Raw genomic sequence first — 24,654 nt, 5'->3', positions numbered from 1 at the left:
AACCATTAAATTTGTTGGTAAACATCACGTTAAGGCTGGGGTCAGGATTGCCCCATGGCGGTCGATCAATGGTATTGCAACTATAGCGTGCGGCTCGTTTCCTAAAGCGGGTAGAGGATCGGGGAACGTAGGCAGCTCAACCACTTACATCGTGCGGCATGACCGCCGCCCCCGTCCTGCGGCAGGGTCGACACGTTGCCGCAAGCTGCGGCGCCCGTTTAAGGTCTGTGCATCGAAAGCGGGTTTTTCGACCGTCATTCGAATCGCAAGGGCAGGAAACATTCGCATGCCGCAATACCGTTCGCCGGTAGACGACACGCTGTTCATCCTCAACGATGTTCTAGGCCTGCAAGGCCGGTCGAACCTCAGCGCCTTCGCGGAGGCGACGCCCGACGTGGTCGAAGCGGTGCTGCGCGAAGGGGCGAAACTGGCCGATGAGGTCTTGGCACCGGTCAATCAGGTGGGCGACCGGGAGGGGTGCACGCGGCATCCGGATGGTCGCGTCACGACGCCGACGGGCTTCAAAGCCGCGTATGACGCCTACGCGGGCGGGGGCTGGATGGGCCTCTCGGTGCCTGAGGAATATGGCGGACAAGGCCTCCCGCAAGTTCTGAATATTGCTATTCAGGATTTCGCGAATGGAGCGAACCTCGCTCTCAGCATGTATCCAGGCCTGACCCAGGGGGCGATTGCCGCCCTGCTCGTCCATGGTTCGGAGGAGCAGAAGGCGCGCTTCGTGCCGAAGATGGTCGAGGGCACGTGGACCGGGACCATGAACCTGACCGAGCCGCATTGCGGCACGGATCTCGGCCTGCTCCGCACCAAGGCCGCGCCGCAGGGTGACGGCAGCTACGCGATCACCGGGACGAAAATCTTCATCTCGGCCGGCGAGCACGATCTCTCGGAAAACATCGTGCATCTCGTGCTCGCCCGCATCGAGGGCGCTCCAGCGGGCACGAAGGGCATTTCGCTCTTCCTCGTGCCCAAGGTGCTGGTGAACGAGGATGGGTCGCCTGGCACGCGCAACGGCGTGTCCTGCGGCTCTATCGAGCACAAGATGGGCATTCACGGAAACGCCACCTGCGTCATGAACTACGACGGCGCGACAGGCTGGCTGGTGGGCGAGGCCAATCGCGGCCTCAACGCGATGTTCGTGATGATGAACGAGGCACGCCTCGCGGTGGGCGTTCAAGGGCTCGGCCAGTCAGAGGTCGCCTATCAGAACGCCGTTGCCTACGCGAAGGATCGTCTCCAGGGCCGTGCTCTCACCGGGGCAAAGGCCCCCGACAAAGCCGCCGACCCGATCATCGTCCATCCGGACGTGCGGCGAACCCTGATGCAGATCCGCGCCTTCAACGAGGCCGCCCGTGCCCTGGTGCTGTGGACCGCGTTGCAGGGTGACATCCTCCACCGGGCCGAAGATGCCAGGGAGCGGCAGGCGGCCGATGACCTGATGGGGCTGATGACCCCGGTGGTGAAGGGCGTGCTCACGGATCGTGGCTTCGCCAATGCCGTTGAAGCGCAGCAGATGCTGGGCGGCCACGGCTATGTCGAGGAATGGGGCATGTCGCAGTTCGTGCGCGATGCCCGCATCGCCATGATCTACGAAGGCGCCAACGGCATCCAGGCCATGGATCTGATCGGCCGCAAGCTGCCGAAGGATGGCGGGCGGGCGATGATGGCCTTCCTCGGCGAGATCCAGGGCTTCCTGAAGGTGGCAGGCGAGGACGAGGCCATGGCGCCCTTCGCGAAGCCGCTTCAGGCGGCAACGGGCGATCTCCAGCAGGCGACGATGTGGCTGATGCAGAACGCCATGGGCAACCCGGACAATGCCGGCGCGGGCGCCACCGATTTCATGCACCTGCTCGGGCTCGTCGCCCTCGGCTACATGTGGTGCCGCATCGCCCGGGCGGCGCAGGCCCGCAAGGTCGAGGGCGGCGAGACCACCCGGTGGGACACGAAGCTCGTCACCGGCCGGTTCTTCATGGAGCGAACCTTGCCGGAGACGGCCCTGCGCCTCGCGCGGATCAAGGCCGGATCTCAGACCACCATGGCGCTGGAGGCGGAGGCTTTTTAGGCCTCCACCCCGGGCGCTAGCTCCGGAGCGCCCGGTCCAGATCCTCGATCAGATCGGCCGGGTCTTCCAGGCCGATCGACAGGCGCACCACTTCGGGTCCGGCACCGGCGGCGGTCTTCTGCTCGTCAGTCAACTGCCGGTGAGTGGTCGAGGCCGGGTGGATGATCAGCGAGCGGGTGTCACCGATATTAGCGAGGTGCGAGAACAGTTCGAGGTTCGAGACCAGCTTCACGCCCGCTTCGTACCCGCCCTTCAGACCGAAGGTGAACACCGCGCCCGCGCCGTTCGGCGTGTAGCGCTTGGCCATCGCGTAGTACTTGTCGCTTTCGAGCCCCGGATAGCTCACCCACGCCACCGCCTCGTGCTGCGAGAGGAAGGTCGCAACCTTGAGGGCGTTGTCGGAATGGCGCTGCATCCGCAACGGCAGCGTCTCGATGCCGTTGAGGATCAGGAACGCGTTGAACGGCGAGAGCGAGGGCCCGAGATCGCGCAGGCCGAGCACGCGGCAGGCGATGGCGAAGCCGAAATTGCCGAAGGTCTCGGCGAGCACCATGCCGGCATATTCCGGGCGAGGCTGGCTCATCATCGGGTAGCGAGCATCGCCCGCCCACTGGAACGTGCCGCCATCGACGATGAGGCCGCCGATCGAGTTGCCGTGGCCGCCGAGGAACTTGGTGGCAGAATGCACGACGATGTCCGCCCCGTGCTCGAACGGGCGGATCAGGTACGGCGTCGCCATCGTGTTATCGACAATGAGCGGAATGTTGTGTTTCTTCGCGATCTGCGACAGCGCCGCGATGTCGGTGATGACGCCACCGGGATTGGCGATGGATTCGCAGAAGATGGCCTTAGTGCGCGGCGTGATCGCCGCCTCGAACGAGGCCGGATTGTCGGTATCCGCCCAGACCACCGACCAGCCGAAATTCCGGTAGGAATGGTTGAACTGGTTGATCGAGCCGCCGTACAGCTTGTTGGCGGCCACGAACTCGTCGCCCGGCTGCATCAGCGCGTGCATGGTGAGGAATTCGGCGGCGTGGCCCGAAGCCACGGCCAGGGCGGCCGTGCCACCTTCCAGCGCAGCGATCCGCTCTTCCAGCACCGCGTTCGTCGGGTTGGTGATGCGGGTGTAGATGTTGCCGAAGGCCTGGAGGCCGAACAGCGACGCCGCATGGTCCACGTCGTCGAACACGAAGCTCGTGGTCTGGTAAATCGGCGTCGCGCGGGCGCCCGTCGCAGCGTCGGGGGCGGCGCCTGCGTGGATCGCCAGGGTGTTGAAGCCGGGCAGCCGGTCGGTCATTTCGCTCACAAGTCTCCGTGGGCTGATGCCCTCAGCCTGTACGCCCGCACGGGATGACGGCGCAAGGCGCGCCTCAGGCACCAGCCTTGCGGAACACGAGGGTGAGGTTGTTCGCGGGCATCTCGAATCGCTCCGCGAGGCCTAAGCCATGCGAGGCTGCGAGCTCGCTCACCTCGCCAAGCAGACGCAGACCCCAGCGAGGGTCGCGCACGCGCAGATCGACGTCGAACGCCTCGTTGCTCGGGGCCGTCGGCCGCCCGTCCTCCCGGAACGGCCCATATAGCACCAGGGGCGCCCCCTCCGACAGCAACCGCCCGGCCCCCGCCATCAATCCTTCGGCGGCCGTCCAAGGCGCGATGTGAATCATGTTGATGCATAAAACCGCTTCGGCGGAACCCAGGGGCCAAACGGGCGCTGCGGCATCGAGCACGACGGGTTCGTTCAGGTTCGAAAGAGCCGCGTGACGCCGATGAGCGGCGATGCTGCGAAGGGCGGCCGGCTCCGGATCGCTCGGCTGCCAGACGAGATGCGGTAGCGCGCGGGCGAAATGGACCGCATGCTCGCCGGACCCGCTCGCCACTTCCAGCACAGTCCCAGAAGCAGGCAGGATACGCGTGAGGATGGCGAGGATGGCATCCCGGTTGCGGGCGACGGCGGGTGCGGTGAGAGCATCACCTTCAGAGGACCAATTCAGCATGGAGCCAAGCTAGCACAGATGCCGGGTGGCTCGCCGTTCGACCGAATGTCCGAAGATGTGGTGAGCGCGCTGGGACTCGAACCCAGGACCTACAGATTAAAAGTCCGTTGCTCTACCAGCTGAGCTACGCGCTCGCGACCCCGTCGAGCGGGGCCGGCGGCCACCGCAATAGGGGAGCGGATCGGGAGGGTCAACCGATCGTCGTGCGGGCGCGCTCGACGATCGCACGGGCTTCGTCGAAAGCCGCAGCCGCATCGAGTTCGGTCGTGTCGAGCCGAACGGCATCGTCGGCCATGCGCAGGGGGGCGGCGCTGCGCAAAGAATCACGCGCGTCGCGCGCTTCGATATCGGCCAGGATACCTTCGAGCGTCGCGGCCTCGCCGCGCCCGGCCAATTCCTTGTGACGGCGGCGGGCGCGCTCCTCGGAGGAGGCGGTGATGAACAGCTTCACGCTGGCCGCCGGACAGACCACGGTGCCGATGTCGCGGCCGTCGAGCACCGCCCCGGCCGGATCGGCGGCAAAACGGCGCTGCCATGCGAGCAACGCGGAGCGCACCTCCGGGACGGCCGAGACGCGCGAAGCCGCCTCGCCCATCGCCCGGTCGCGCAGGCGCGGATCGGTCAGGCCGTTGGCATCGAGGGTTTCGGCCGCGCGGGCAGCGGCCTTCGTATCATCGAGGGATTGGCCTGCTTCGAGCAGGGCAAAGGCGACGGCGCGATACAGCAGGCCCGTGTCGAGATGTGGCAGGCCGTAATGCGCGGCGAGGCGCTTGGCGAGGGTACCCTTGCCGGAGGCGGCCGGGCCGTCGATGGCGATGACGAGGGGCATGATCAGGCTCCGATCCGGCCGCCGAGGGCGGACATGGTCGGCAGGAAGCTGGGGAAGCTGGTGGCGATCATCGCCCCGTCATCCACCGTCACGGGCTCACGCGTCGCAAGCCCCAGCACGAGGAACGACATGGCGATGCGGTGGTCGAGATGCGTCGTCACCGTGCCGCCGCCCTTCGGCGCGCTGCCATCGCCCTCCACGATCAGGTCGTCGCCCTCGATCCTATGGGGGATCCCGTTTGCAGCAAGACCCGCCGCCACGGCGGCGAGGCGGTCGGATTCCTTCACACGGAGTTCGTGCAAGCCGTTCATGCGTGTAGCGCCCTCGGCGAAGGCGGCGGCGACGGCGAGCACGGGGTATTCATCGATCATCGCGGGCGCCCGCTCGGCCGGGACATCGACGCCTTTCAGGCGGCTTGCCCGTACACGGAGATTCGCGACGGTCTCGCCACCCTCCTCGCGCTCGTCGAGCTTCTCGATATCCGCACCCATCTCGATCAGAGTGGTGATGAGGCCGGTGCGGAGCGGGTTCATCATCACCCCCTCGATCACGATCTCGGAGCCGGGCGTGATCAGTGCGGCCACCAGCGGGAAGGCCGCGGAGGACGGATCGGCCGGAACGATGACGTCCGTGCCACGCAGGGTCGGCTGTCCGGTGAGGGACACCTTGCGGCCATGGCCCTGCGGCCCGTGTGGCTCCACGCGAATCTCCGCCCCGAACAGACGCAGCATCCGCTCGGTATGGTCGCGGGTGGCGGCCGTCTCGATCACGGTGGTGACGCCCGGCGCGTTGAGCGCGGCGAGAAGAACGGCGGACTTGATCTGCGCCGATGCGGCGGGGGTCTCGTAGGTGATCGGGATCGCCTCCTGCGGCCCGCGCAGGGTCAGCGGCACGCGCCCGCCCGCTGCCTCGGAGACGACCTGCGTGCCCATGAGGCAAAGCGGATCGAGAATGCGGCGCATGGGCCGGGAGCGCAGGGAGGCGTCGCCGTCGAAGGTCGCCGTCACCGGCTGGCCACCGACCACGCCCATCATCAACCGCGAGCCGGTTCCGGCATTGCCGAAATCGAGCACCTCGGACGGATCGGTCAGGCCGCCGATGCCGACGCCGTCGACCACCCAGCGCCCTTCGCCCAGCCGCTCGACCTTGGCGCCGAGCGCCTTGGCGGCGGCGGCAGTGCGCAGCACATCGTCTCCTTCCAGCAGCCCCTCGACGCGGGTGCGGCCCTGGCTCAACAGCCCGAGAATCATTGAGCGGTGCGAGATCGACTTGTCGCCCGGCGGACGAAGGCTTCCCCGCAAGGCAGAGCCCGGCGTGGCGGTGAGTGGCTCAGGGGTGAGGGCGTGCGACACGAGTCAGGTCCGTTCGGATCTTCATGCGGCAGGGATGGCCCGGCGCGGAGCGCGGCAGGGGCTTCCCGGAGGCCGGTTCGCGGCGCGGTTATCACGGGCGCCGCCCGTCGTCATCCGCGCGAGGGCCGGTGGCGGCGCGCCGGAGTGACGAGGGTTCGGGAAAACATTGCGAATTCCCGCCACAGCACCTCGATTGACAGGGGCGACAGCCGCGACTAACCGGGCCGCTCTCCGCACACTGCTTCGACGACGAGGTGTCCCCCGTGGCCCGACCTGAACTCGGCCTTAAACGCCAGTGCATGAGCTGCGGCGCGAAGTTTTACGACCTCGCCCGCGACCCCGCGACCTGCCCGAAATGTGGCGCGGTCTATCAAGCGGCCGTCGGCCGCGTCGCGCCGCCCGCCCTGTCGCGCAGCACCGACGACGATGAGGACGAGACGGACGAAAAGGGTCCGGAGTTGGTCTCCCTCGATGAGGTCGAGGCCGCCGAAGACGATGCCGATCCGACGCCGGCCGATGACAGCGACGACGACGCTGATTCCAGCGGCGGCGACGACGATACCTTCCTCGAGGAGGAAGACAGCGGTGACGACGACGTGTCGGACCTGATCGACGGCGATATCGAGAACGACGAAGAGAGCTGAGCCCCCCTTCGACGCTTTGTTGAAAATAGGGGTTGAGTCCGGCCGGCAGGGCGCTTATAGAACCGCCCTCGCCGGCCCTTCACTGGAACGGCGAACCCTGCGGAACCCAACCGCAGCGGCAAATAGTGGGGCCTTAGCTCAGCTGGGAGAGCGCTTCCATGGCATGGAAGAGGTCATCGGTTCGATCCCGTTAGGCTCCACCATTTCTTTTCCGGATCCCAGTGCTGTTATCGTTCGATCGCACGTCGGATCTGCTCTCTTATCCCTTGCCCTCTTGAGCACGGTCGGCGTCCTGCCTGCCGCGATCGTCGTTTCGGAGCCGGTCCGCGCCGACGAGATTGTCGCGGCGCGTCCGGCCTCGGCGGTCGAGGCCCTGGTAGCCGACCTGCGAGGCCGCATCCTGCGCTCGGACAGTGCGACGGCGGCGCTCGAATCATGGTGCGCCGAGAAGGGTCTCGCACAGCAGGCGCGCCTCGTCGCCCATCGGCAGAATGGCGTGGACAAACCCCTGACGGCGGAGCAGCGCGCACGCCTCGGCGTCGGTCCAGACGAGCCCGTGCGCTACCGCCATGTGCGCCTTGCCTGCGGCGACCGCGTCCTGTCCGAAGCCGACAATTGGTATGTTCCCTCGCGGCTCACGCCGGAGATGAACACAGCCCTTGATGGGTCGGATGTTCCGTTCGGCCGCGTGGTACGGCCTTTGGCGCCTGTGCGCCAAGTCGTGTCGGTCCAGAGCTTCCCGCTTGCGGCCGATCCCGGCCCGGACGCGCCCCTCGTGCGGGTCGATGCCCTATTGGTGACGGGCGCGGGCGTCCCGTTCTGCGAGGTGATCGAGACCTATCTCGGCGCTACGCTTCCTCCCCACCGCTAAATCGACCGAGTCGGAGACCTCTCGTGACATCCGTTTCGCTGCGCCTCGCCTCCCTTGCGCTGCTCGTCGCCCTTACCGGGACGGTCCAGGCCGCGTCCGGCGATCCGAGCGGCCTTTGGCTTACGGAGACGGGCAAGTCGAAGGTCAAGATCGCCCCCTGTGGCGGCGGCTATTGCGGCACCATCGTCAGCGCGCCGGGCAAGGCGCTCGATGCCAACAATCCTGACGCTTCCCTGCGTGGCCGAAGCGTCATCGGCGTACAGATCCTCGATGCGCGCAAGCCTGATGGAAACGGCTTCTCCGGCAGCCTCTACAACCCGAACGACGGCAAGACCTACTCCGGCTCCATGAAGCTGACGAAGCCGGATACGCTGGAGGTCTCGGGCTGCGTGCTCGGCTTCCTGTGCAAGAGTCAAACGTGGACCCGTACGAAATAACTGGATCCGGTTTCAATCCCCGAAGTCTTGTGTGGTGACGCACACAGCGCGGTCGTTCGCCGGATCGATGGTGCGCAATCCAGGTTCCCCGTCCCACACATCAGGGACGGGTACACATGACCGCCTTCACCAAGCTGACGCTCGCCGCCGCCCTCGCGGCATCCCTCGTTACGCCCGCCTTTGCGCAGGTGATCGAGACTCCGACCGCAACCGCCGTCGTGGTGCCCCAGGGTGCACCGGGCGTCGTGACGCCTCTGAACAACGCCACGGGCGAGGCGGGCGCCATTACTTACACGCCTACAGGCCGTGCTGCCGATACGATCTCGAACGACTCGGCCGCTGCGGGTAACGCCGGCCAGCCGTCGCGCGCAGCGCCGCAGGGTGGCGCTGGCGGCGGCCGATAAAGCGATCCGAAATAGGAAAGGGCCGCACCTATGAGGTGCGGCCCTTCTTTTTTGTCGAAATCAATCCTCAAGCGGAGGCGGCGAGAGCCTTCTCGATGGCATCGAGGGCAGCCTGTGCCCCGGCACCATTGGGGCCACCGGCCTGGGCCATGTCGCGGCGGCCACCGCCGCCCTTGCCGCCGAGGGCATCTGCTCCGGCCCGGACGAGAGCGACCGCATCGAAACGGCCACTCAGATCCTCGGTGACGCCGACCACGAGACCGGCCTTGCCATCCGGGGCGACGCCGACGATGGCGACGATGCCGGAGCCGAGGCGGCTCTTGCCCTCATCCGCGAGGCTCTTGAGGTCGCGCATCTCCACGCCCTCGACCACCCGTGCCATTAGCGGAACGCCCGCGACATCCTTGGGCGCATCAGCGGAAGCAGACCCGCCCCCGCCCATGGCGAGCTTCTTCCGGGCGTCGGTCAGCTCGCGCTCCAGGCGGCGACGATCCTCCATGAGGGCCGTCAGACGATCCGGCGCCTCGGCAGCGGGGGCCTTCAGGATACCGGCCAGCGACGCGAGCGTCCGCGATTCCTCGGCACGGTAGCGGCGGGCCGCATCGGCCGTCAGCGCCTCGATGCGGCGCACACCTGCACCGACCGCGCTCTCCGAGACGATGGTGATCGCGCCGATATCGCCCGTGCGCCCGGCATGGGTGCCGCCGCAGAGCTCCACCGAGAACGCCTTGGCGTTGGTCTCGCCTACGGGGAGCCCCATGGAGACGACGCGGACCTCGTCGCCATACTTCTCGCCGAACAGCGCCCGCGCGCCGGATTCGATGGCATCATCCACAGCCATCAGCTTGGTCACGACGGGCTCGTTCTGCAGCAGCACGGCGTTGGCGATGTCCTCGACGCGAGCCATCTCCTCGGCCTCGATCGGCTTCGGGTGGCTGATGTCGAAGCGCAGGCGCTCCGGCGTGACGAGCGAGCCCTTCTGCGCGACATGATCGCCCAGCACCTGGCGCAGCGCCTCGTGCAGCAAGTGGGTGGCCGAGTGGTTGGCACGGATCGCCCGGCGGCGGGCGTGATCGACCTTCAGCTCCACCGGCTGGTCGATGCGCAGCGTCCCCTCTTCGACGGACACCACGTGGGCGAAGAGGTCGCCCAGTTTCTTCTGGGTGTCGGTGACGCGCACCTTCAGGCCGCCCGAGACAATCAGCCCGGTATCACCGACCTGACCGCCGGATTCCGCGTAGAACGGGGTCTGGTTCAGGACCACGATGCCGGATTGGCCCGCGGACAGTTCAGCGGTCTCGGCGCCGTCGCGCAGCAGAGCCGTCACCACGCCCTCGGCGGCCTCGGTCTCGTAGCCGAGGAATTCGGTGGCGCCGACGCGCTCGCGCACGCCGAACCACACGGTTTCGGTCGCCGATTCGCCCGAACCCTTCCACGCCTCGCGCGCCGCCTGCTTCTGCCGCTGCATCGCCGCCTGAAAGGCGTCGGTGTCGACGCCGATGCCGCGCGCCTTGAGGGCGTCTTGCGTCAGGTCGAGGGGGAAGCCGTATGTGTCGTAGAGGGTGAAGGCCGTGTCGCCGGAAAGCTTCTCGCCTTCCTTGAGGTCGCGGCTCTCGGCATCGAGGATCGACAGGCCGCGCTCCAGGGTGCGGCGGAAGCGCGTCTCTTCCAGCTTCAACGTCTCGCCGATCAGCGCCTCGGCTCGCATCAGTTCGGGATAGGCCTGCCCCATCTCGCGGACGAGGGCCGGCACCAGCCGGTACATGGTGGGCTCGCGGGCGCCGAGGATCTCGGCATGACGCATGGCCCGGCGCATGATGCGGCGGAGGACGTAGCCACGCCCCTCGTTGCCCGGCAGCACGCCGTCCGCCACGAGGAAGGACGAGGCGCGCAGGTGGTCCGCAATCACCCGGTAGGATGCCATCGTCGACGGCTCCGGCGCGCGGGAGACCGCATGGGCCACCGCCTCGATCAGCGCCTTGAACAGGTCGGTATCGTAATTCGACTTCACGCCCTGGAGGACGGCCGCCATGCGCTCCAGGCCCATGCCGGTGTCGATGGACGGACGCGGCAGCGGGTTGCGCGCCCCCGGCTCCGTCTGCTCGTATTGCATGAACACGAGGTTCCAGAATTCGAGGAAGCGGTCGCCATCCTCATCCGGGCTGCCTGGCGGTCCCCCGCGCAGCTCCGGGCCCTGGTCGATGAAGATCTCCGAGCACGGCCCGCAGGGGCCGGTATCGCCCATCTGCCAGAAGTTGTCCGACGTGCCGATGCGGATGATCTTGTCGTCCGAGAAGCCCGCGATCTTCTTCCACAGCAGAGCGGCATCGTCGTCATCGGCATAGACGGTGACGAGGAGTTTTTCCGGGGAGAGGCCGAACTCCTTGGTGATCAGCGTCCAGGCCAGCTCGATCGCGCGCTCCTTGAAATAGTCGCCGAACGAGAAATTCCCCAACATCTCGAAGAAGGTGTGGTGGCGCGCCGTGTATCCGACATTGTCGAGATCGTTGTGCTTGCCACCCGCACGGACGCATTTCTGGGCCGTGACGGCCCGATCGTAGGGCCGCTTCTCCACGCCCGTGAAGACGTTCTTGAACTGCACCATTCCGGCGTTCGTGAACATCAGGGTCGGGTCGTTCTTCGGGACCAGCCCCGAGGACGGGACGACCGTGTGGCCAGCTTCCGCAAAGAAGTCGAGGAAGGTCGACCGGATCTCGTTGACGCCGCTCATCTGGCAGACTCTTCAGGCTTCTCACGTCACTAGCTGGGGGCACGCTTCGGCGCACCCCCCTGTAGGGTCCTCTTAAGGATGGAACAGGCGGGAGTCACGGCGCCAGAATGCGGCTTGCACCTGAGAGCGCGAATTGCCGGGGCGAATAGCGACGGCGCCGTGAAATAGCCTGGGAATGCCCCACGCTCGCCACAAGCGCGGCCGTGTTGTCGCCACATCTGTCAAGCCAGATTAAGCCCATCGGCGCCGACTGGCGCAGCGGGAAACGGAATCACGATGCAGGGCCGCGCGGTCGGATCGAGGAAGACGATTAACGCGAAGTCCGGCACGCCGGAGGTTCGTCGCTTCGGCAAGGGCGGCAACGGCGCCATCGCCGCGCATCAGCCCGTCGGCACCTCGCACGGCAGCACGCCCGCCCTCGTCCGTTCGCTCCTCACCGTCACGCTGCTCGCTGGTTCGATCAGCGCCGCGCTGATCGGCTCGGGCGTGGATCTCAGCAAGATCGGCCTGCCGCAGGCGGTTTCTCCGGCGGAAGCCGCCACCGAGGTGCGCATGCCGCGCCCGAACCTGCACCTCGTCGCCCTCAGCGAAGACCTCGAGAAAGCGACGCTTCGGGCCTCGTCGAGCTTCGCCCCGGTCCACGACCTCGACACCGATGTCGGTTCGAGCTCGGTCGACCGGGTGTCCTACGATTACCTGCTGTCGCAATCGTCCACCGGCGATCCGAACGACATCCTCGAGTTCGGACCGATGAAGATCCGGCGCCACCTCGTGCAGACCATCGTGCGCGCGGCGCAGACGGTTCAGACCGATCCGGTCTTGCTCATGGCGGTCGCGGATAAGGAGTCGAGCTTCATCACGGCCGTGCAGGCCAAGACCTCATCGGCTACCGGCCTCTACCAATTCATCGAGCGCACCTGGCTCGGCGTGGTCCGCGATTTCGGCCCCAAATACGGCCTCGCCAAAGAAGCCGCGCTGGTTACGGCCGACGCGAACGACAAACCCGTCATCGCCGACTCGGCCGAGCGGGCCCGCGTGCTCGACCTGCGCCGCGATCCCTACCTTTCGGCCCTCATGGCGGGCGAGATGCTGAAGCGCGATGCGGCGCGCATCAGCCAGCGCATCGGCCGAGAGTTGACCCTCGGCGAAGTCTATCTGGCGCACTTCCTCGGCCCGGACGATGCCGGCGACTTCCTCGACAAGGTCGTGAACAAGCCCGCCGCCGCTGCCGCCGTGCTGCTTCCGGGCCCGGCCCGCGCTAATCGGTCGATCTTCTTCGCGGCCAATCGCTTCGTCGGGCGCGGTCGCCACCGGAAGCCGTTGAGCCTGTCCGTGGCGGAGGTACACGAGAAGTTCGAAGCGATGATGCAGACGCGCGGCAGCCGCTATCAGAATGTCCGCGCCATCTCGGGAATTATGGCCTACGCCGACACCGAATCCGCGGTCGAGACGCAGTAAACCTCTCGCGATCCGTGCGTGATTTGACTTAGCAATCGCAACCCACTGCCGATTGCCGACTTCTCTACCCAGGTAGCTGCGCGGATGTGCGGCATGACACTGTGTCGGGGGGATCTTTGAGGAAACCGTATTCCGATACGCACTCGCCCTTTACGGATACGCTGACACCGGGCGTTCCGCTTGATCAGATCGGCCAGACCCTGGCCTCGTTCTACGACGATCTGATCACCGAGGGTGTGCCACCTCATCTGGCCGCGCTCGTGCGCCGGGTGAAGCAATCACAACCGATCGTTGCCGAGGCATCGCGTGAGACCGTGCGCGCGGCCGGCGAGAGCAAGCCGGTCCACCTCGCGATCGTGGTCGAGGACGAGCCCGAGATCCGTCAACTCGCCGAAACTCTGCTCGAAGAGACGGAGCTCGAAGTCGTCGGTTGCCCCACGGCAGAAGAGGCTCTGGCCGTCCTCCGACAGCGGGGCGGCGAAGTTGCGCTGGTCTTTGCCGATGTCCGACTCGCCGGCGAGATGGATGGGCTGCAACTCGCCCGCGCCGTATCGACCTTGTGGCCACGTGCCCGGCTCGTGATCACCTCGGGCCATGGCATCCGCAGGCCGGACCTGCCGACGGATGCTGTCTTCATCGCCAAGCCCTGGCGACCCATGGACGTGCTTGTCGAAGCCGAACGCGCTGCGCGCGAACAAGCCCCGCCCGTCGTGTAGGGAGCGCACGCCCTGAGCGCGCGCCTTGGCACGAGTCTCGCCTTGGAATTGAAAAGGCAAGGTGAGCACGATGCGGATTAGAACCGGCTTCGATATTGCCTACGAGACGACGCAACCGACGCCTATGATCCTGATGTTGAGTGTGCATCCCACCCGGATGCCGGACGTGCTGACACCGCACGTGCTCACATTCGATCCACCGGTCCAAACGCGGGAATACCGGGACGACTTCGGCAACCTTTGCCATCGGATCGTCGTGCCACCCGGACGCCTGACGGTCTCCGCAGATTTCGACGTCTACGATAGCGGCTTGCCCGACCCGTTCGTGCCGGAGGCGCGGCAGATTCCGGTACAGGACCTGCCGGATGAGGTGCTCGTCTACCTTCTCGGTTCGCGCTACTGCGATACGGACAAGCTTTCCCAGACTGCCTGGGGCCTATTCGGTGCCGGCCCCGAGGGTTGGTGGCGGGTGCAAAGCATCGTGGACTACGTCCACAACCATATCCGCTTCGACTATCAGCGCGCCGACGCGACCCGCACCGCCTATGACGGCTTCATGCAGCGCGAGGGCGTCTGCCGGGATTTCGCCCATCTCGCCATCACTTTGTGCCGCTGCATGAATATCCCGGCGCGTTACGCGACGGGCTATCTCGGCGACATCGGCGTGCCGAAGGACCCTGCGCCGATGGATTTTTCGGCATGGTTCGAGGTCTATCTCGACGGACCGGGTGGGCCGCAATGGTACACGTTCGATGCTCGCCACAACCGCCCACGCATCGGGCGGATTGTAATGGCTCGTGGGCGGGATGCGACCGACGTCGCCATCTCTACGAATTTCGGCTTCACCCATCTCGCCCGGTTCGAAGTGCATACGGACGAGGTCGTTTAAGGTTTTGACGTCATCGGCAGCAGCGCGGCGCATCGACGAAAGCGGGCGTCAAAGGCCGTCGAGGCCGCCGCGCGCCTTGAGGGTCCGGTAGGCTTCGACGCCGATCGCAAGGTCCGAACGAAGGCGTGCCTCATCGCCCAGATCCTCCAGGCCATAGGACAGGCCGAGGATGTGCGCGGCCTCGTAGCCCTCGGGTAATTCGCCTGCTGTGCCGAGGCGCAGTTGCGCGACAGGAAGGCGCCCGGCGAAATCCGACAGCCTCTCTCGCAGCCTGTCGCCACTGGCGCGCAGATGCGCCAACCCGCGAGGACCGTGCTCGCGCAGGGCCGCCACCGTCCCTTGCGCAAGGGACAAGTGCACACGCTCCCGATCCGCAGGAAAGAGGTAGACGAGATAGTAGCCTCGTGTCGCGCTGGTGGTGACGACCGGATCGAACACGGCGAGCCACGGGACGGCGGCCCAGCGTGTTCCCCGCCCCGGCGAACCCTTGACGAGAAAGGTGCCGTCGATCGGCTCCAGCGCCCGGCGCAACTCGTCTGGCGCGCCCTTCCGGATCACCGCGGCGAGGACATGCCCGGCAGGCGGCTCCAGCTTGGCGAGGGGGTATTCCTCGATGATTCTGCGCAGGGCATAGCCGAGGCTCACGGCAGGGCGAGGCTACCGCCGCTGATCGGCTCGCGTACCCCGGTGGTTGCGGGGAAGGTGATCGGCAGCCCCTTCTGCGAACGCACCGCGAGGAACGCGAAAGCCTGCGCTTCGAGATAGGCCGAGGACCAGCCGATGGCGTCCGCCGTCGTGATCTCCGAACGCAGATGGTAGTTCAGCAGCCGCACCAACTCGCCGTTGCGCGCCCCGCCGCCAGCCACGACCCAACGGGTCGGGATCTCGGGAGCATGGTCGAGGGCGCGGGCCACCGCACGGGCCGTGAACGCGGTAAGGGTCGCCGCGCCATCCTCCGTCGAGAGCTGCCCCGCGAGCTTGTGCGAGAACCAGTTCCGGTCGAGGGATTTTGGCGGCTTGCGGAAGAAGAACGGGTGCGTCAGCAGCCACGCCAGCAGCGGCTCGTCGGGCCGCCCCCGCGCGGCGGTGCGACCGCCATCATCGAGGTTCTTGCCCTCACGCTCCTGCATCCACTCGTCGATCAGGGCGTTACCCGGCCCCGTATCAAAGGCGATCACCCCGCCCTTCGAATCGATGAGCGTCGCGTTGGCGACCCCGCCGATGTTGAGGATGCCGACCGGCCCGGTGAAGCCCGATGCCTCGGCCAGCGCCTTATGGAACACCGGCACCAGCGGCGCCCCCTGCCCTCCCGCCTCCACATCCGCGCGGCGTAGGTCTGACACGACCGGGATGCCCAACCGCGTGGCGAGAGCCTGCCCATCACCGATCTGCACGGAGATGCGGTGATCCGGCCGGTGGATCACGGTCTGTCCGTGGAAACCGATCACGTCGATATCGGAGGGCTTCAGGTCGTTCTCGGTGAGAAAGCGTTCCACCGCCTCGGCATGGGCTTCGGTGACGAAGGTTTCGGCTTCCGGCAGACGCCCTGGCCGGTCGCCAGGCTGAACGATGGCCTCGGCATCCTTTGTGGCGGCGCGCAGCAGCGCCTTCTCCTCATCGGAATAGCCGCGATAGCCGGTGGGGCCGAGCGGTTCGAGGAAGTTGTTGTGGCTCTTCACGACATGGACGGTCTCGCCATCCGTCTCGATCAGCGCGACATCGACACCATCGAGCGATGTGCCGCTCATCAGGCCGATCGCGCGCGACATCGCCATACCTTCCCCCGTGCCTTTCCCGGACCGGACTGTTAAGAGCCCAGCCGATCCCCAAAACGGGGAGCTAGCACGCGGGCCGCACCCTGTCGCCCGCCCCGGACTCCGTGACACCGATGAGCGCCGACTTCACGCCCAAATCCGACTTTCTGCGGATCCTGACCGAGCGAGGCTATATCCACCAAGCCTCCGACATGGCCGGGATCGACGCCGCGGCGGCGGAAGGACGGCTGACGACCTATGTCGGCTACGATTGCACGGCGGCCTCGCTGCACGTCGGCCATCTGCTTTCGATCATGATGTTGCACTGGCTTCAGGAGACCGGCGGCAAGCCGATCGCTCTGATGGGTGGCGGCACGACCCGCGTCGGCGACCCGTCTGGCCGCGACGAGTCGCGAAAGATCCTCACGATCGAGCAGATCGACGCCAATAAGGCCGAGATCCGCAAGACCTTCGACCGGTTCCTTCGTTTTGGCGAGACCGGCAACGACGCGGTGATGGTCGACAACGCCGAGTGGCTGACCAAGCTCAACTACATCGAGATGCTGCGCGATATCGGGCGGCACTTCTCGGTGAACCGCATGCTCTCCATGGACAGCGTGCGACTGCGCCTGGAGCGCGACCAGGAATTGTCGTTCCTGGAATTCAATTACATGATTCTCCAGTCCTACGACTTCGTGGAGTTGAACCGCCGCTACGGGACGATCCTGCAGATGGGCGGATCGGACCAGTGGGGCAACATCGTCAATGGCATCGATCTCGGTCGCCGCATGGGCACGCCGCAGCTCTACGCGCTCACCTGCCCGCTGCTGACGACGTCCTCTGGCGCCAAGATGGGTAAGACGGCCGCCGGGGCCGTGTGGCTGAACCCGGAGATGCTGGCGCCGTACGATTACTGGCAGTTCTGGCGGAACACCGAGGATGCGGATGTATCCCGCTTCCTCAAGCTGTTCACGCTGTTGCCGATGGATGAGATCGCAAGGCTTTCGGCGCTGGGAGGTGCTGAAATCAACGAAGCCAAGAAGGTTCTCGCTACGGAAGCGACCGCCCTCATGCATGGGCGGGAGGCCGGCGAGGCTGCGGCCGAGACGGCGCGCAAGACCTTCGTGGAAGGATCGCTGGCCGCCGACCTGCCGACCATCACCGTCCCGGCGGATGTGCTCGAAGCCGGGCTCGGCGTGCTCAGCGCCTTCGGGCCGGACCATGCCAAGCTGGTTCCCTCCACCAGCGAGGCTCGGCGCCAGATCAAGGGCGGAGGCCTGCGCGTGAACGACGTTCAGGTGAGCGACGAGAAGGCGGTGCTGCGCCCCTCCGACCTGACGGCGGATGGCGTGATCAAGCTGTCCTTCGGCAAGAAGAAGCACGTGCTGCTGCGGGTGGGCTGACACCGGCCACCGTCATTGCGAACGCAGTGAAGCGATCCAGGGAAGCGCACCGTATGGACGACGTGGCGCAGCCCTGGATTGCTTCGCTCTGCTCGCAATGACGATGAAGGTAGGGAAGCGGGAGGAGCTCTACGGCTCCAACCCATCCGCCGCGCGCTGCGCCTTACGCCGGGCCTCGACGCGGGTCACTGAGAAGATCGATGCCTCGTAGAGCAGCAGCATCGGGATCGCGAGCGACAGCTGCGAGATGACGTCCGGCGGCGTCAGGATCGCCGCCGCGACGAAGACCAGCACGATGGCATAGCGCCGCTTCTCGCGCAGGAACTTGGCGTCGATGATGCCGACCTGACCCAGCAGGGTGAGGATGACGGGAAGCTGGAACGCAAGGCCGAAGGCGAAGATCAGCGTCATGATCAGCGAGAGATACTCGTCGACCTTCGGCAGCAGTTTGATCGTCGGCTCGCCCGCGACACCGACCTGCTGCAACGACACCGAGAACTTGATGAGCAGCGGCATCGCCAAAAAGAAGACGACGAGCGCGCCGAGCACGAAAAAGATCGGCGTCGCGACGAGGTAAGGCAGGAACGCCTTGCGCTCGTTGCGATAAAGTCCTGGGGCCACGAAGGCGTAGATCTGAGTGGCGATGACCGGGAAGGCCAGGAAGGCCGCTCCGAACACGCTGAGCTTGATGTTGGTGAACACCTGCTCGAGGAAGTGCGTGGCGATCAGTTCGGCATTCTGCGCCCCCACGACCGAGACGTAGGGGTAGACGAGGATGTTGTAGATATCGCGCGCGAAGAAGAAGCACGCGAAGAACATCAGCACGAAGGCAATCAACGACTTGATCAGTCGAGACCGCAGCTCGATCAGGTGCTCGAGAAGCGGCGCCCGTGATGCCTCGATCTCGGCCTCGTCGGCGTCGCTGATCATTGTGCCGCCGTCTCGTTACGCATGGGCGTGGGCTCGGGAGTGCCGTAAGGATCGTCCACCGAGCCCGGCACGGGCAGGGATCCGCCTTGCCCAGCCTGCCTCTCGGCTTTCAACTTCGCCGTCGCGTCCGCAAGGCTTCGCGGCTTCGGCGCTGGCGGAGGCGGCGGGCTCTCGATGACCGGTTCGGGCTTGGGCGGCCCGAACGTCTCCACTTCGGGTGTAAGGGACGACGATGTCGTCTCAGCCTTTGTGGCGCGGCCTTCGACGGCGCCACGCAGTTCATCGCGAATGGTCTGGACCGGATTGAAGTTCGAGGTGCCGCGCATCGTATCGCGGATGCCGTCGACCTCCTTGCGCACTTCATCGAGCTCCGCCTCGCGGATCGCCTCGTTGAACTGCATCTGGAACTCGCCGGCCATGCGGCGCAGCTTGGACGTGACTTGCCCGACCGTGCGCAACGCCTTGGGCAGGTCCTTCGGCCCGATGACGATGAGGGCGACGCCGCCGATCAGCATCACCTCGCCCCAACTCATGTCCAGCATGTCGTCGACGGTCCTGCGGCCGTGGGGGTCTCGCTCCCCTCACGCCTCTCTGCGAGCGGGCGCGCGCGCCCCGGCGGCTCCCGGTTTGACGGCTCAGATGGTCTTGCTGTCGCCACCCGGGAGGTGGCTCGCCGGAACGGCGGTGCCGGGGCTGGTCTCCGCGGTATGCGGGATGGTGCGAACAGGCTGGGCCGGGGGCGCCACCGGCTGAGCGGGCGGAGGCGTCTCGTCCTCGGCCATGCCCTTCTTGAACGCCTTGATGCCCTTTGCCACGTCACCCATCAAATCGGACACCTTGCCGCGCCCGAACAGCAGCATCACGATGACCGCGACGATGACCCAGTGCCAAATGCTCATGCTACCCATGACAACCTCCTGCACTCCGCGCGGCCCAAGGGCCATGCGACCGGAGCACCCCGTCCATTGAGGAATTTCCCGCGAACCTAGGGAGCGCGCTCCCGGAACACAAGCGCAAGCGGACGGCTGAGGGCACGGGGCGGTGGAGGGTGAGGCCCTACCGTCAGGCGGCGGTGGCGAAGGCGGCGGCGAAACGCGCCCGTGCCTCGGGTAGGTCGAGGCCGTCGTTTAGGCCCTCGAGGCGGGCCAGGGCAGCGTCGGCCCGGCGGGCGGCATCGCCGGTCAGCAGGGGCGTACCCTCGCAGATGGCACGCATCTCCTCCGCCACGCCGTTGCAGTGGAGAGCGATGTCGATCCCCGCCGCGAAGGCGGCTTCCGTCCGAGCCCGGAACGGCCCGGTCAGCGCGTGCATCGACAGGTCGTCCGTCATCAGAAGGCCGTCGAAACCGATCTCGCCGCGGATGATGTCGCGGATCACCACGGGCGATTGTGTCGCGGGGCGGTCCGGGTCGATGGCGGTGAAGACCACGTGGGCGCTCATGGCCATGGGGAGATCGGCCAGGGCACGGAACGGCCCGAAATCGCGCCCGCGCAGGTCGCCGAGCGCGGCGTCCACCACCGGCAGATCCTTGTGACTGTCGCAGGCTGCACGGCCATGGCCGGGCATGTGCTTGATGACGGGCAGGACGCCTCCGGCCATCAGACCCTCGGCGATCGCCCGGCCGATGGTCACCACAGCCTCGGGGCTGTCGCCATAGGCACGGTCGCCGATGATATCGTGCGAGCCCGGCGACGGGACGTCGAGGACCGGCGCGCAATCGACGTTGATGCCGACCTCCGCGAGATCGTGCGCGATGAGTCGCGCACCGAGCCGGGCAATGGTCTCGGCCGAGCCGTTCAGGCGGCCATAGCTTCCCCCCGCCGGGTATTTCGGCCAGTGCGGCGGCCCCATGCGCTGAACGCGCCCGCCTTCCTGATCGATCAGGATCGGCGCTTCGGCGCGACCCACGCAGTCGCGCAGGGACGCGGTCAGGGCGCGGACTTCCTCCGGCGTGCCGATGTTGCGCTTGAACAGGATGAAGCCCCAGGGCTGCGCATCCCGAAAGAAGGCGGCCTCCTCGGGGAGGAGTGTCTTGCCGGCGCAGCCGAGAATCAGGGCGCGGGAGGTCATCGGGCAGCGTTCCGGGGCAAAGGGACCGGGAGAGCGAATCGAGGCCGTGAGAATCAGGCTCACCCGCCCGTCGCGCAAGACGTCGACCCGGCCCCGAAGGGTCGGCTCGACGAAAGCGGGGAGAGGTGTGGCCGTCCGGACTCGGTCGGGGAAAGCGGGCGCGTCAGGCGCTCGCGTCGCAGAGGCTCAGTTCTTCGCCACGAAGCACTGGCCGCCCGCGCCCTGGAGCGAGGAGCAGAGGCTCGATGCCTCGTCCTTCGACAGCGGCCCGACACGGACACGGAAGATCGTCTTGCCGTTCACTTCGGCCTGACGGATCAGCTCCGGCTTGCCAGCGAGCTGGCTGTACTTGCCCTGCATCTGGCGGAAGGCGGAGCGCGCATCGGCGGCAGAACCACGCACGCCGAGCTGCACAGAGAAGCCGCTGACTGGCGAAGTCGTGTCGATCGCCGAAGTGGCCTGCGTCGTTTCGGGGCTCGCGGCGGGCATCGTCTCGGGCGAGACGGAGGCCACGCGCTGCGGCGCCTTCTTCGGCGCGGCGACGGGCTTCGGAGCGCGGGGCTCCTCGGCGGTCTGCGTGGGCGTGGCCGTGGCGACGACCGGAGCGGGATCGGGCTGGCGCACCACGGAGCGGGGCTTGGCCGGAGCGGGCGCGGCAGCGTCATTGCCCGGCAGGACCATGGTCGGAACCGGCACCGGAGGCGCCTCGGCCTGCGGCGGCGGCGCCGGAGGAGCTTCGGGCTTCACGGACACGGTGCGCACGCGGCGCGGCTCGCCGAACGCCTCGAACGGAGCGTTGCCGGGGGTCGTGCCCTGCGCGGAGGCATTGGCGGACGTACCGCCAGCGACGCGCGATGCCTCATTGACGTCGAGGGGCTGTTCCTCGCGGTTCACGACCTTGATCTGACCGCTATCCTTGCTGGTGGCGTTGCGATCGTAGATCTGGCGGTTCTGATCCGGGATCTCGACGCCATCGGCCACTTTCGGCGCGACCTTCAACGGGGTCGTGTCCGCGGTGACGATCGGAATGGTTCCATCGCTCTTGCCGCTCAGGCCCTTGTAGGCGAGCGCGCCGGTCACGGCGACGGCGACGACGGCGAGGCCAGCTCCCACCGACGCGAAGCGGCGGCGCGGGGGGGCCCGGCGAAGGGAGCGGGCGTCGTCATAGGTTTCGCTGTCGTCGGACGCCTCGGCGGCCGCATCCGCCTCCGGGTAGCTGTGCATGTCGCGCTCGACGGAGGCGAGATACTGATCGAACGCGTCAGCCGGGTTCGGCCGGGCCGACTCCTCGGCCCCGAACCGCGGCTCGCTACGCTCCGACCAAGTCTGGTCGTGAGCGGAGGCCGTATGCTGAGGCGCACTCGCCTCGGCCTCATGGGCCGGGCGGGTATTGTCGCGCGCCGCTAAGAGGGCGCGGAAGGGGTCGTCCTGGCCGACGATCTTGGCCAATTCGGCCAGGGGATCGTTCTTGCTGTTCGCACGCGCGACCGCTTCGTCATGACGCAGATCACGCGCGAGTGCTTCCAGATCGATCTGAGCGCGCGACGCGTTCGTCATGGCAGCATCCTCAACCAATGGCGGGCCGGTGCTTCACCGGACCGATTCGGGCTAGCGCATCTCGTCCGGCGCGCTCACCCCAAGAAGGCTGAGACCGTCCGCCAACACCGATCGAACGGCTTCAACGAGCGCTAACCTCGCCCATGTGGACTTTCGATCGGTTGCATTAACAAACCGTAATTGCGGCAAGTCTTTGCCCTTGTTCCAGAAACCGTGCAGCGACGCTGCAAGATCGTACAACTGGAACGCGATGCGGTGTGGTTCGTGGGCCATGGCGGCCGATTCAATGATGCGCGGGTACTGAGCAATAAGGCGCATCATCTCCGCCTCACCCGAATCAGTCAGAACACTGAAGTCGGCCCCAGAAAGCAAAGCTTTCGGCGACAGGTCGGCATCCGGGAACGCCTCCCGCGCCTGCCGCTGCACCGAGCGCACGCGGGCATGGGCGTACTGCACGTAGAAGACGGCGTTGTCCTTCGACTGCTCGACTACTTTGGCGAGGTCGAAATCGAGGGTCGCGTCGTTCTTGCGGAACAGCATCATGAATCGGATCGCGTCGCGGCCGACCTCATCGATCACGTCGCGCAGGGTGACGAACTCGCCCGCCCGCTTGCTCATCTTCACCGGCTCGCCCGCGCGCAGGAGCCGCACCAGCTGGCACAGTTTCACATCGAGCACAGCCTTGCCGTCGCTCACGGCCTTCACGGCGGCCTGCATGCGCTTCACGTAGCCGCCATGATCGGCGCCGAGCACGTCGATGATCTCTTCCGCACCGCGCAGCACCTTCTCGCGGTGATAGGCGATGTCGGCGGCGAAATAGGTGAAGCTGCCGTCCGACTTCAGCAAAGGACGGTCGGTGTCGTCTCCGAAATCCTTGGTCCGGAACAGCGTCTGCTCGCGATCCTCCCAATCCTCGGGCAACTGGCCCTTGGGTGGAGGAAGCCGCCCTTCGTAGACGAGGCCGCGCTTGCGCAGATCCTCGAGCAGAGAACCGACGGCTCCGCTCTCATGCAGTTTCCGCTCGGAGAAGAACACGTCGTGGCTGATGCCGATGGCGGCCAGATCGGCCCGGATCACATCCATCATCATACCGACCGAGAGGTCGCGGACGATCGGCAGCCATTCCGATTCGGGCTTGTCGAGCAGAGCGCGGCCATGGGCCTGGACCAACGCCTCGCCCACCGGCTGCAGGTAATCGCCGGGATACAGCCCCTCCCCGATGGCGAAGCTCTCGCCCAGGGCTTCCCGGTACCGCTGGTAGGCCGAACGGGCCAGCACATCGACCTGAGCGCCCGCATCGTTGATGTAGTATTCGCGCGTCACCTTTCGCCCGGCGGCGACGAGGAGGCTCGCCAGGGCGTCTCCGAAGACCGCACCGCGCCCGTGGCCGACATGCATCGGCCCGGTCGGGTTCGCCGAGACGTATTCGACGTTCACGGGCCCGCCCGGCAATTGCACGCGGCCGAATCCCGACGGATCGGACAGGACCGAGCGGACGACTTCGTGGAAGACCTGCGGCTTGAGCCTCAGGTTGATGAAGCCCGGTCCGGCCAGCGACACCTCCGCCACGCGCTCATCGGCACGAAGCTCCTGAGCCAGAGCCTCGCCGAGCGCCCGCGGATTGGTCTTGGCGTCCTTGGCGAGGACCAGCGCCGCGTTGGTGGCGAGGTCGCCGTGAGACGGATCGCGCGGCGGCTCGACGACGACGCGGCCGAAATCGAGCCCCTCCGGCAGCGTCCCGCTTCGGGTCAGCGCCTCCAGGGCCTCGCGCACACGCGCCTCGAACTGGGCGAAGATGTTCATTGCCGATCGTCTCAGAGTGTCGTCCCGGCCTCGTTCCGCCGACGCAAAACCGATTCGCGATACCGCGAGACGGTTCCGGGGGGCAGGGTGCCGAAGAGGCATGCCGCATAGCAAGGGCGGGGCGCCCTGTCACCGACCGCCGCGACGCGCGGCCTTTCCCATGGGCACGACTACTGAAATCCGAACGAATCCTTGTCGGAGACAGGACAAGGGGCTGATCTGCTCGGGTTTACAATAAATCCTCGCCTGGAGTGAGCGCGATGAAGCATTTGATGTTGGCCGGAGCGGCCCTCTGCGCGGTCATGGTGGCCGCCCCCTCGGCCGAGGCTCGCGGCTACCGCGCCTACGGATATGGCGGCGGATATGGCGGCCATTACGGCGGGTACCACCGTGGCTACGGCGGCTATCGCGCCTACGGCTATGGCCATCGTCACGGCTACGGACGGGGGCTGGGCTACGGCCTCGCGGGCGCTGGTATCGGCCTGGGGCTCGGCCTGGCCGCGAGCGCGGTGACGGGCGGCTATTACGGTGGCTATGGTGGCTACGGCTACCCGGCCGGGTATGGCGGTTACCGTTACGGCTACGCCCCCTCTTACGGCTACGGCTACGCGCCGTCCTACGGATACGGCTACGGCTACGCTCCAGCGGCCTCTTATGGGTACGGCTACGGCTACGGCGCGCGCTGCGGCTGCTGAGAGAGCCTGGGGCGGCCGGGATCGACCGGCCGCCCCCGGG

General features: G+C 66.7%; 23 protein-coding genes and 2 tRNA genes. 11 read left to right on the top strand and 14 right to left on the bottom strand.

Features of this window, described 5'->3' with window-relative positions; translation table 11 throughout:
• The first annotated feature begins 286 nt into the window (after positions 1 to 286).
• Positions 287 to 2,077 carry an acyl-CoA dehydrogenase C-terminal domain-containing protein gene (locus J4O73_RS06120; protein ID WP_426215557.1) on the top strand — a complete coding sequence of 597 codons (1,791 nt, stop codon included), beginning with the start codon at positions 287 to 289 and terminating at the stop codon, positions 2,075 to 2,077.
• 16 nt (positions 2,078 to 2,093) lie between these two features.
• On the opposite strand, the gene J4O73_RS06115 is transcribed toward J4O73_RS06120, so the two are convergent.
• From J4O73_RS06115 to aroA, 5 genes are all read right to left on the bottom strand, one after another.
• Positions 2,094 to 3,374: an O-acetylhomoserine aminocarboxypropyltransferase gene (locus J4O73_RS06115; protein WP_378975181.1), complete on the bottom strand. Its 1,281-nt coding sequence runs from the start codon at positions 3,372 to 3,374 to the stop codon at positions 2,094 to 2,096.
• Positions 3,375 to 3,447: 73 nt separating this feature from the next.
• Positions 3,448 to 4,071 carry a DUF938 domain-containing protein gene (locus J4O73_RS06110; protein WP_426215555.1) on the bottom strand — a complete coding sequence of 208 codons (624 nt, stop codon included), beginning with the start codon at positions 4,069 to 4,071 and terminating at the stop codon, positions 3,448 to 3,450.
• Positions 4,072 to 4,129: 58 nt separating this feature from the next.
• A tRNA-Lys gene (locus J4O73_RS06105) sits at positions 4,130 to 4,205 on the bottom strand.
• A 56-nt stretch (positions 4,206 to 4,261) separates the two neighbouring features.
• Positions 4,262 to 4,900: a (d)CMP kinase gene (cmk, locus tag J4O73_RS06100; protein WP_426215553.1), complete on the bottom strand. Its 639-nt coding sequence runs from the start codon at positions 4,898 to 4,900 to the stop codon at positions 4,262 to 4,264.
• 2 nt (positions 4,901 to 4,902) lie between these two features.
• Entirely contained in the window at positions 4,903 to 6,252 is a 1,350-nt protein-coding gene (aroA, locus tag J4O73_RS06095) for a 3-phosphoshikimate 1-carboxyvinyltransferase (protein ID WP_426215551.1), read from the bottom strand.
• Between the two features lie 263 nt (positions 6,253 to 6,515).
• On the opposite strand from aroA, the gene J4O73_RS06090 reads away from it, so the two are divergent.
• The 5 genes from J4O73_RS06090 to J4O73_RS06070 all read left to right on the top strand — a co-directional run bounded on the left by J4O73_RS06090 (position 6,516) and on the right by J4O73_RS06070 (position 8,608).
• Positions 6,516 to 6,896 (top strand): TIGR02300 family protein, encoded by a 381-nt coding sequence (locus J4O73_RS06090; RefSeq protein ID WP_426215996.1) that lies wholly within the window; start codon positions 6,516 to 6,518, stop codon positions 6,894 to 6,896.
• A 127-nt stretch (positions 6,897 to 7,023) separates the two neighbouring features.
• Positions 7,024 to 7,099: transfer RNA gene (locus J4O73_RS06085), tRNA-Ala, on the top strand.
• A gap of 71 nt (positions 7,100 to 7,170) precedes the next feature.
• A complete protein-coding gene (locus J4O73_RS06080; protein WP_426215549.1) occupies positions 7,171 to 7,767 on the top strand; it encodes a hypothetical protein in 597 nt (198 codons plus the stop codon).
• Positions 7,768 to 7,790: 23 nt separating this feature from the next.
• Positions 7,791 to 8,204, top strand: a complete 414-nt coding sequence (locus J4O73_RS06075) for a DUF2147 domain-containing protein (RefSeq protein ID WP_426215547.1) — start codon at positions 7,791 to 7,793, stop codon at positions 8,202 to 8,204.
• Positions 8,205 to 8,320: 116 nt separating this feature from the next.
• On the top strand, positions 8,321 to 8,608 hold the full coding sequence (locus tag J4O73_RS06070; RefSeq protein WP_426215545.1) for a hypothetical protein: 288 nt from the start codon (positions 8,321 to 8,323) through the stop codon (positions 8,606 to 8,608).
• 67 nt (positions 8,609 to 8,675) lie between these two features.
• Here the strand turns inward: J4O73_RS06070 and alaS are convergent, their stop codons facing one another.
• Entirely contained in the window at positions 8,676 to 11,339 is a 2,664-nt protein-coding gene (alaS, locus tag J4O73_RS06065) for an alanine--tRNA ligase (RefSeq protein ID WP_426215543.1), read from the bottom strand.
• A 276-nt stretch (positions 11,340 to 11,615) separates the two neighbouring features.
• Between alaS and J4O73_RS06060 the strand changes: the two genes are divergently transcribed.
• From J4O73_RS06060 to J4O73_RS06050, 3 genes are all read left to right on the top strand, one after another.
• Positions 11,616 to 12,797 carry a transglycosylase SLT domain-containing protein gene (locus J4O73_RS06060; RefSeq protein ID WP_426215542.1) on the top strand — a complete coding sequence of 394 codons (1,182 nt, stop codon included), beginning with the start codon at positions 11,616 to 11,618 and terminating at the stop codon, positions 12,795 to 12,797.
• Positions 12,798 to 12,958: 161 nt separating this feature from the next.
• A complete protein-coding gene (locus tag J4O73_RS06055) occupies positions 12,959 to 13,513 on the top strand; it encodes a response regulator (RefSeq protein WP_426215994.1) in 555 nt (184 codons plus the stop codon).
• 70 nt (positions 13,514 to 13,583) lie between these two features.
• Entirely contained in the window at positions 13,584 to 14,402 is an 819-nt protein-coding gene (locus tag J4O73_RS06050; RefSeq protein WP_426215540.1) for a transglutaminase domain-containing protein, read from the top strand.
• 48 nt (positions 14,403 to 14,450) lie between these two features.
• Here J4O73_RS06050 and J4O73_RS06045 read toward each other — a convergent pair whose 3' ends face one another.
• Both J4O73_RS06045 and J4O73_RS06040 read right to left on the bottom strand, forming a co-directional pair.
• Positions 14,451 to 15,047 carry a DUF3578 domain-containing protein gene (locus tag J4O73_RS06045; protein ID WP_426215538.1) on the bottom strand — a complete coding sequence of 199 codons (597 nt, stop codon included), beginning with the start codon at positions 15,045 to 15,047 and terminating at the stop codon, positions 14,451 to 14,453.
• On the bottom strand, positions 15,044 to 16,177 hold the full coding sequence (locus J4O73_RS06040; protein WP_426215537.1) for an anhydro-N-acetylmuramic acid kinase: 1,134 nt from the start codon (positions 16,175 to 16,177) through the stop codon (positions 15,044 to 15,046). The genes J4O73_RS06045 and J4O73_RS06040 overlap by 4 nt, the downstream gene beginning before the upstream one ends.
• A gap of 113 nt (positions 16,178 to 16,290) precedes the next feature.
• Between J4O73_RS06040 and tyrS the strand changes: the two genes are divergently transcribed.
• On the top strand, positions 16,291 to 17,559 hold the full coding sequence (gene tyrS, locus J4O73_RS06035) for a tyrosine--tRNA ligase (protein ID WP_426215535.1): 1,269 nt from the start codon (positions 16,291 to 16,293) through the stop codon (positions 17,557 to 17,559).
• Between the two features lie 129 nt (positions 17,560 to 17,688).
• Here the strand turns inward: tyrS and tatC are convergent, their stop codons facing one another.
• The 6 genes from tatC to argS all read right to left on the bottom strand — a co-directional run bounded on the left by tatC (position 17,689) and on the right by argS (position 23,919).
• The gene (gene tatC, locus J4O73_RS06030) at positions 17,689 to 18,489 is read right to left on the bottom strand and encodes a twin-arginine translocase subunit TatC (protein WP_426215533.1); all 801 of its coding nucleotides are present in this window, start codon (positions 18,487 to 18,489) and stop codon (positions 17,689 to 17,691) included.
• Positions 18,486 to 19,031 (bottom strand): Sec-independent protein translocase protein TatB, encoded by a 546-nt coding sequence (gene tatB / locus J4O73_RS06025; RefSeq protein ID WP_426215532.1) that lies wholly within the window; start codon positions 19,029 to 19,031, stop codon positions 18,486 to 18,488. Before tatB ends, tatC begins: the two co-directional genes overlap by 4 nt.
• Positions 19,032 to 19,124: 93 nt before the next feature.
• Entirely contained in the window at positions 19,125 to 19,397 is a 273-nt protein-coding gene (locus tag J4O73_RS06020; RefSeq protein WP_378966208.1) for a twin-arginine translocase TatA/TatE family subunit, read from the bottom strand.
• Between the two features lie 154 nt (positions 19,398 to 19,551).
• Positions 19,552 to 20,559, bottom strand: coding sequence for a beta-N-acetylhexosaminidase (nagZ, locus tag J4O73_RS06015; RefSeq protein ID WP_426215529.1), 1,008 nt, complete (start codon positions 20,557 to 20,559; stop codon positions 19,552 to 19,554).
• A 186-nt stretch (positions 20,560 to 20,745) separates the two neighbouring features.
• Positions 20,746 to 22,116 (bottom strand): SPOR domain-containing protein, encoded by a 1,371-nt coding sequence (locus tag J4O73_RS06010; protein WP_426215528.1) that lies wholly within the window; start codon positions 22,114 to 22,116, stop codon positions 20,746 to 20,748.
• A gap of 51 nt (positions 22,117 to 22,167) precedes the next feature.
• A complete protein-coding gene (gene argS / locus J4O73_RS06005; RefSeq protein WP_426215527.1) occupies positions 22,168 to 23,919 on the bottom strand; it encodes an arginine--tRNA ligase in 1,752 nt (583 codons plus the stop codon).
• A gap of 260 nt (positions 23,920 to 24,179) precedes the next feature.
• Here argS and J4O73_RS06000 point away from each other — a divergent pair, with 260 nt between their 5' ends.
• Positions 24,180 to 24,614 (top strand): hypothetical protein, encoded by a 435-nt coding sequence (locus tag J4O73_RS06000; protein ID WP_426215525.1) that lies wholly within the window; start codon positions 24,180 to 24,182, stop codon positions 24,612 to 24,614.
• Positions 24,615 to 24,654 lie beyond the last annotated feature (40 nt).

The organism is Methylobacterium sp. NFXW15 (assembly GCF_049887755.1).
Lineage (GTDB): Bacteria > Pseudomonadota > Alphaproteobacteria > Rhizobiales > Beijerinckiaceae > Methylobacterium.
The sequence above is the reverse complement of the archived record's forward strand: the minus strand, read 5'-3'. Positions and strand labels throughout refer to the sequence as shown.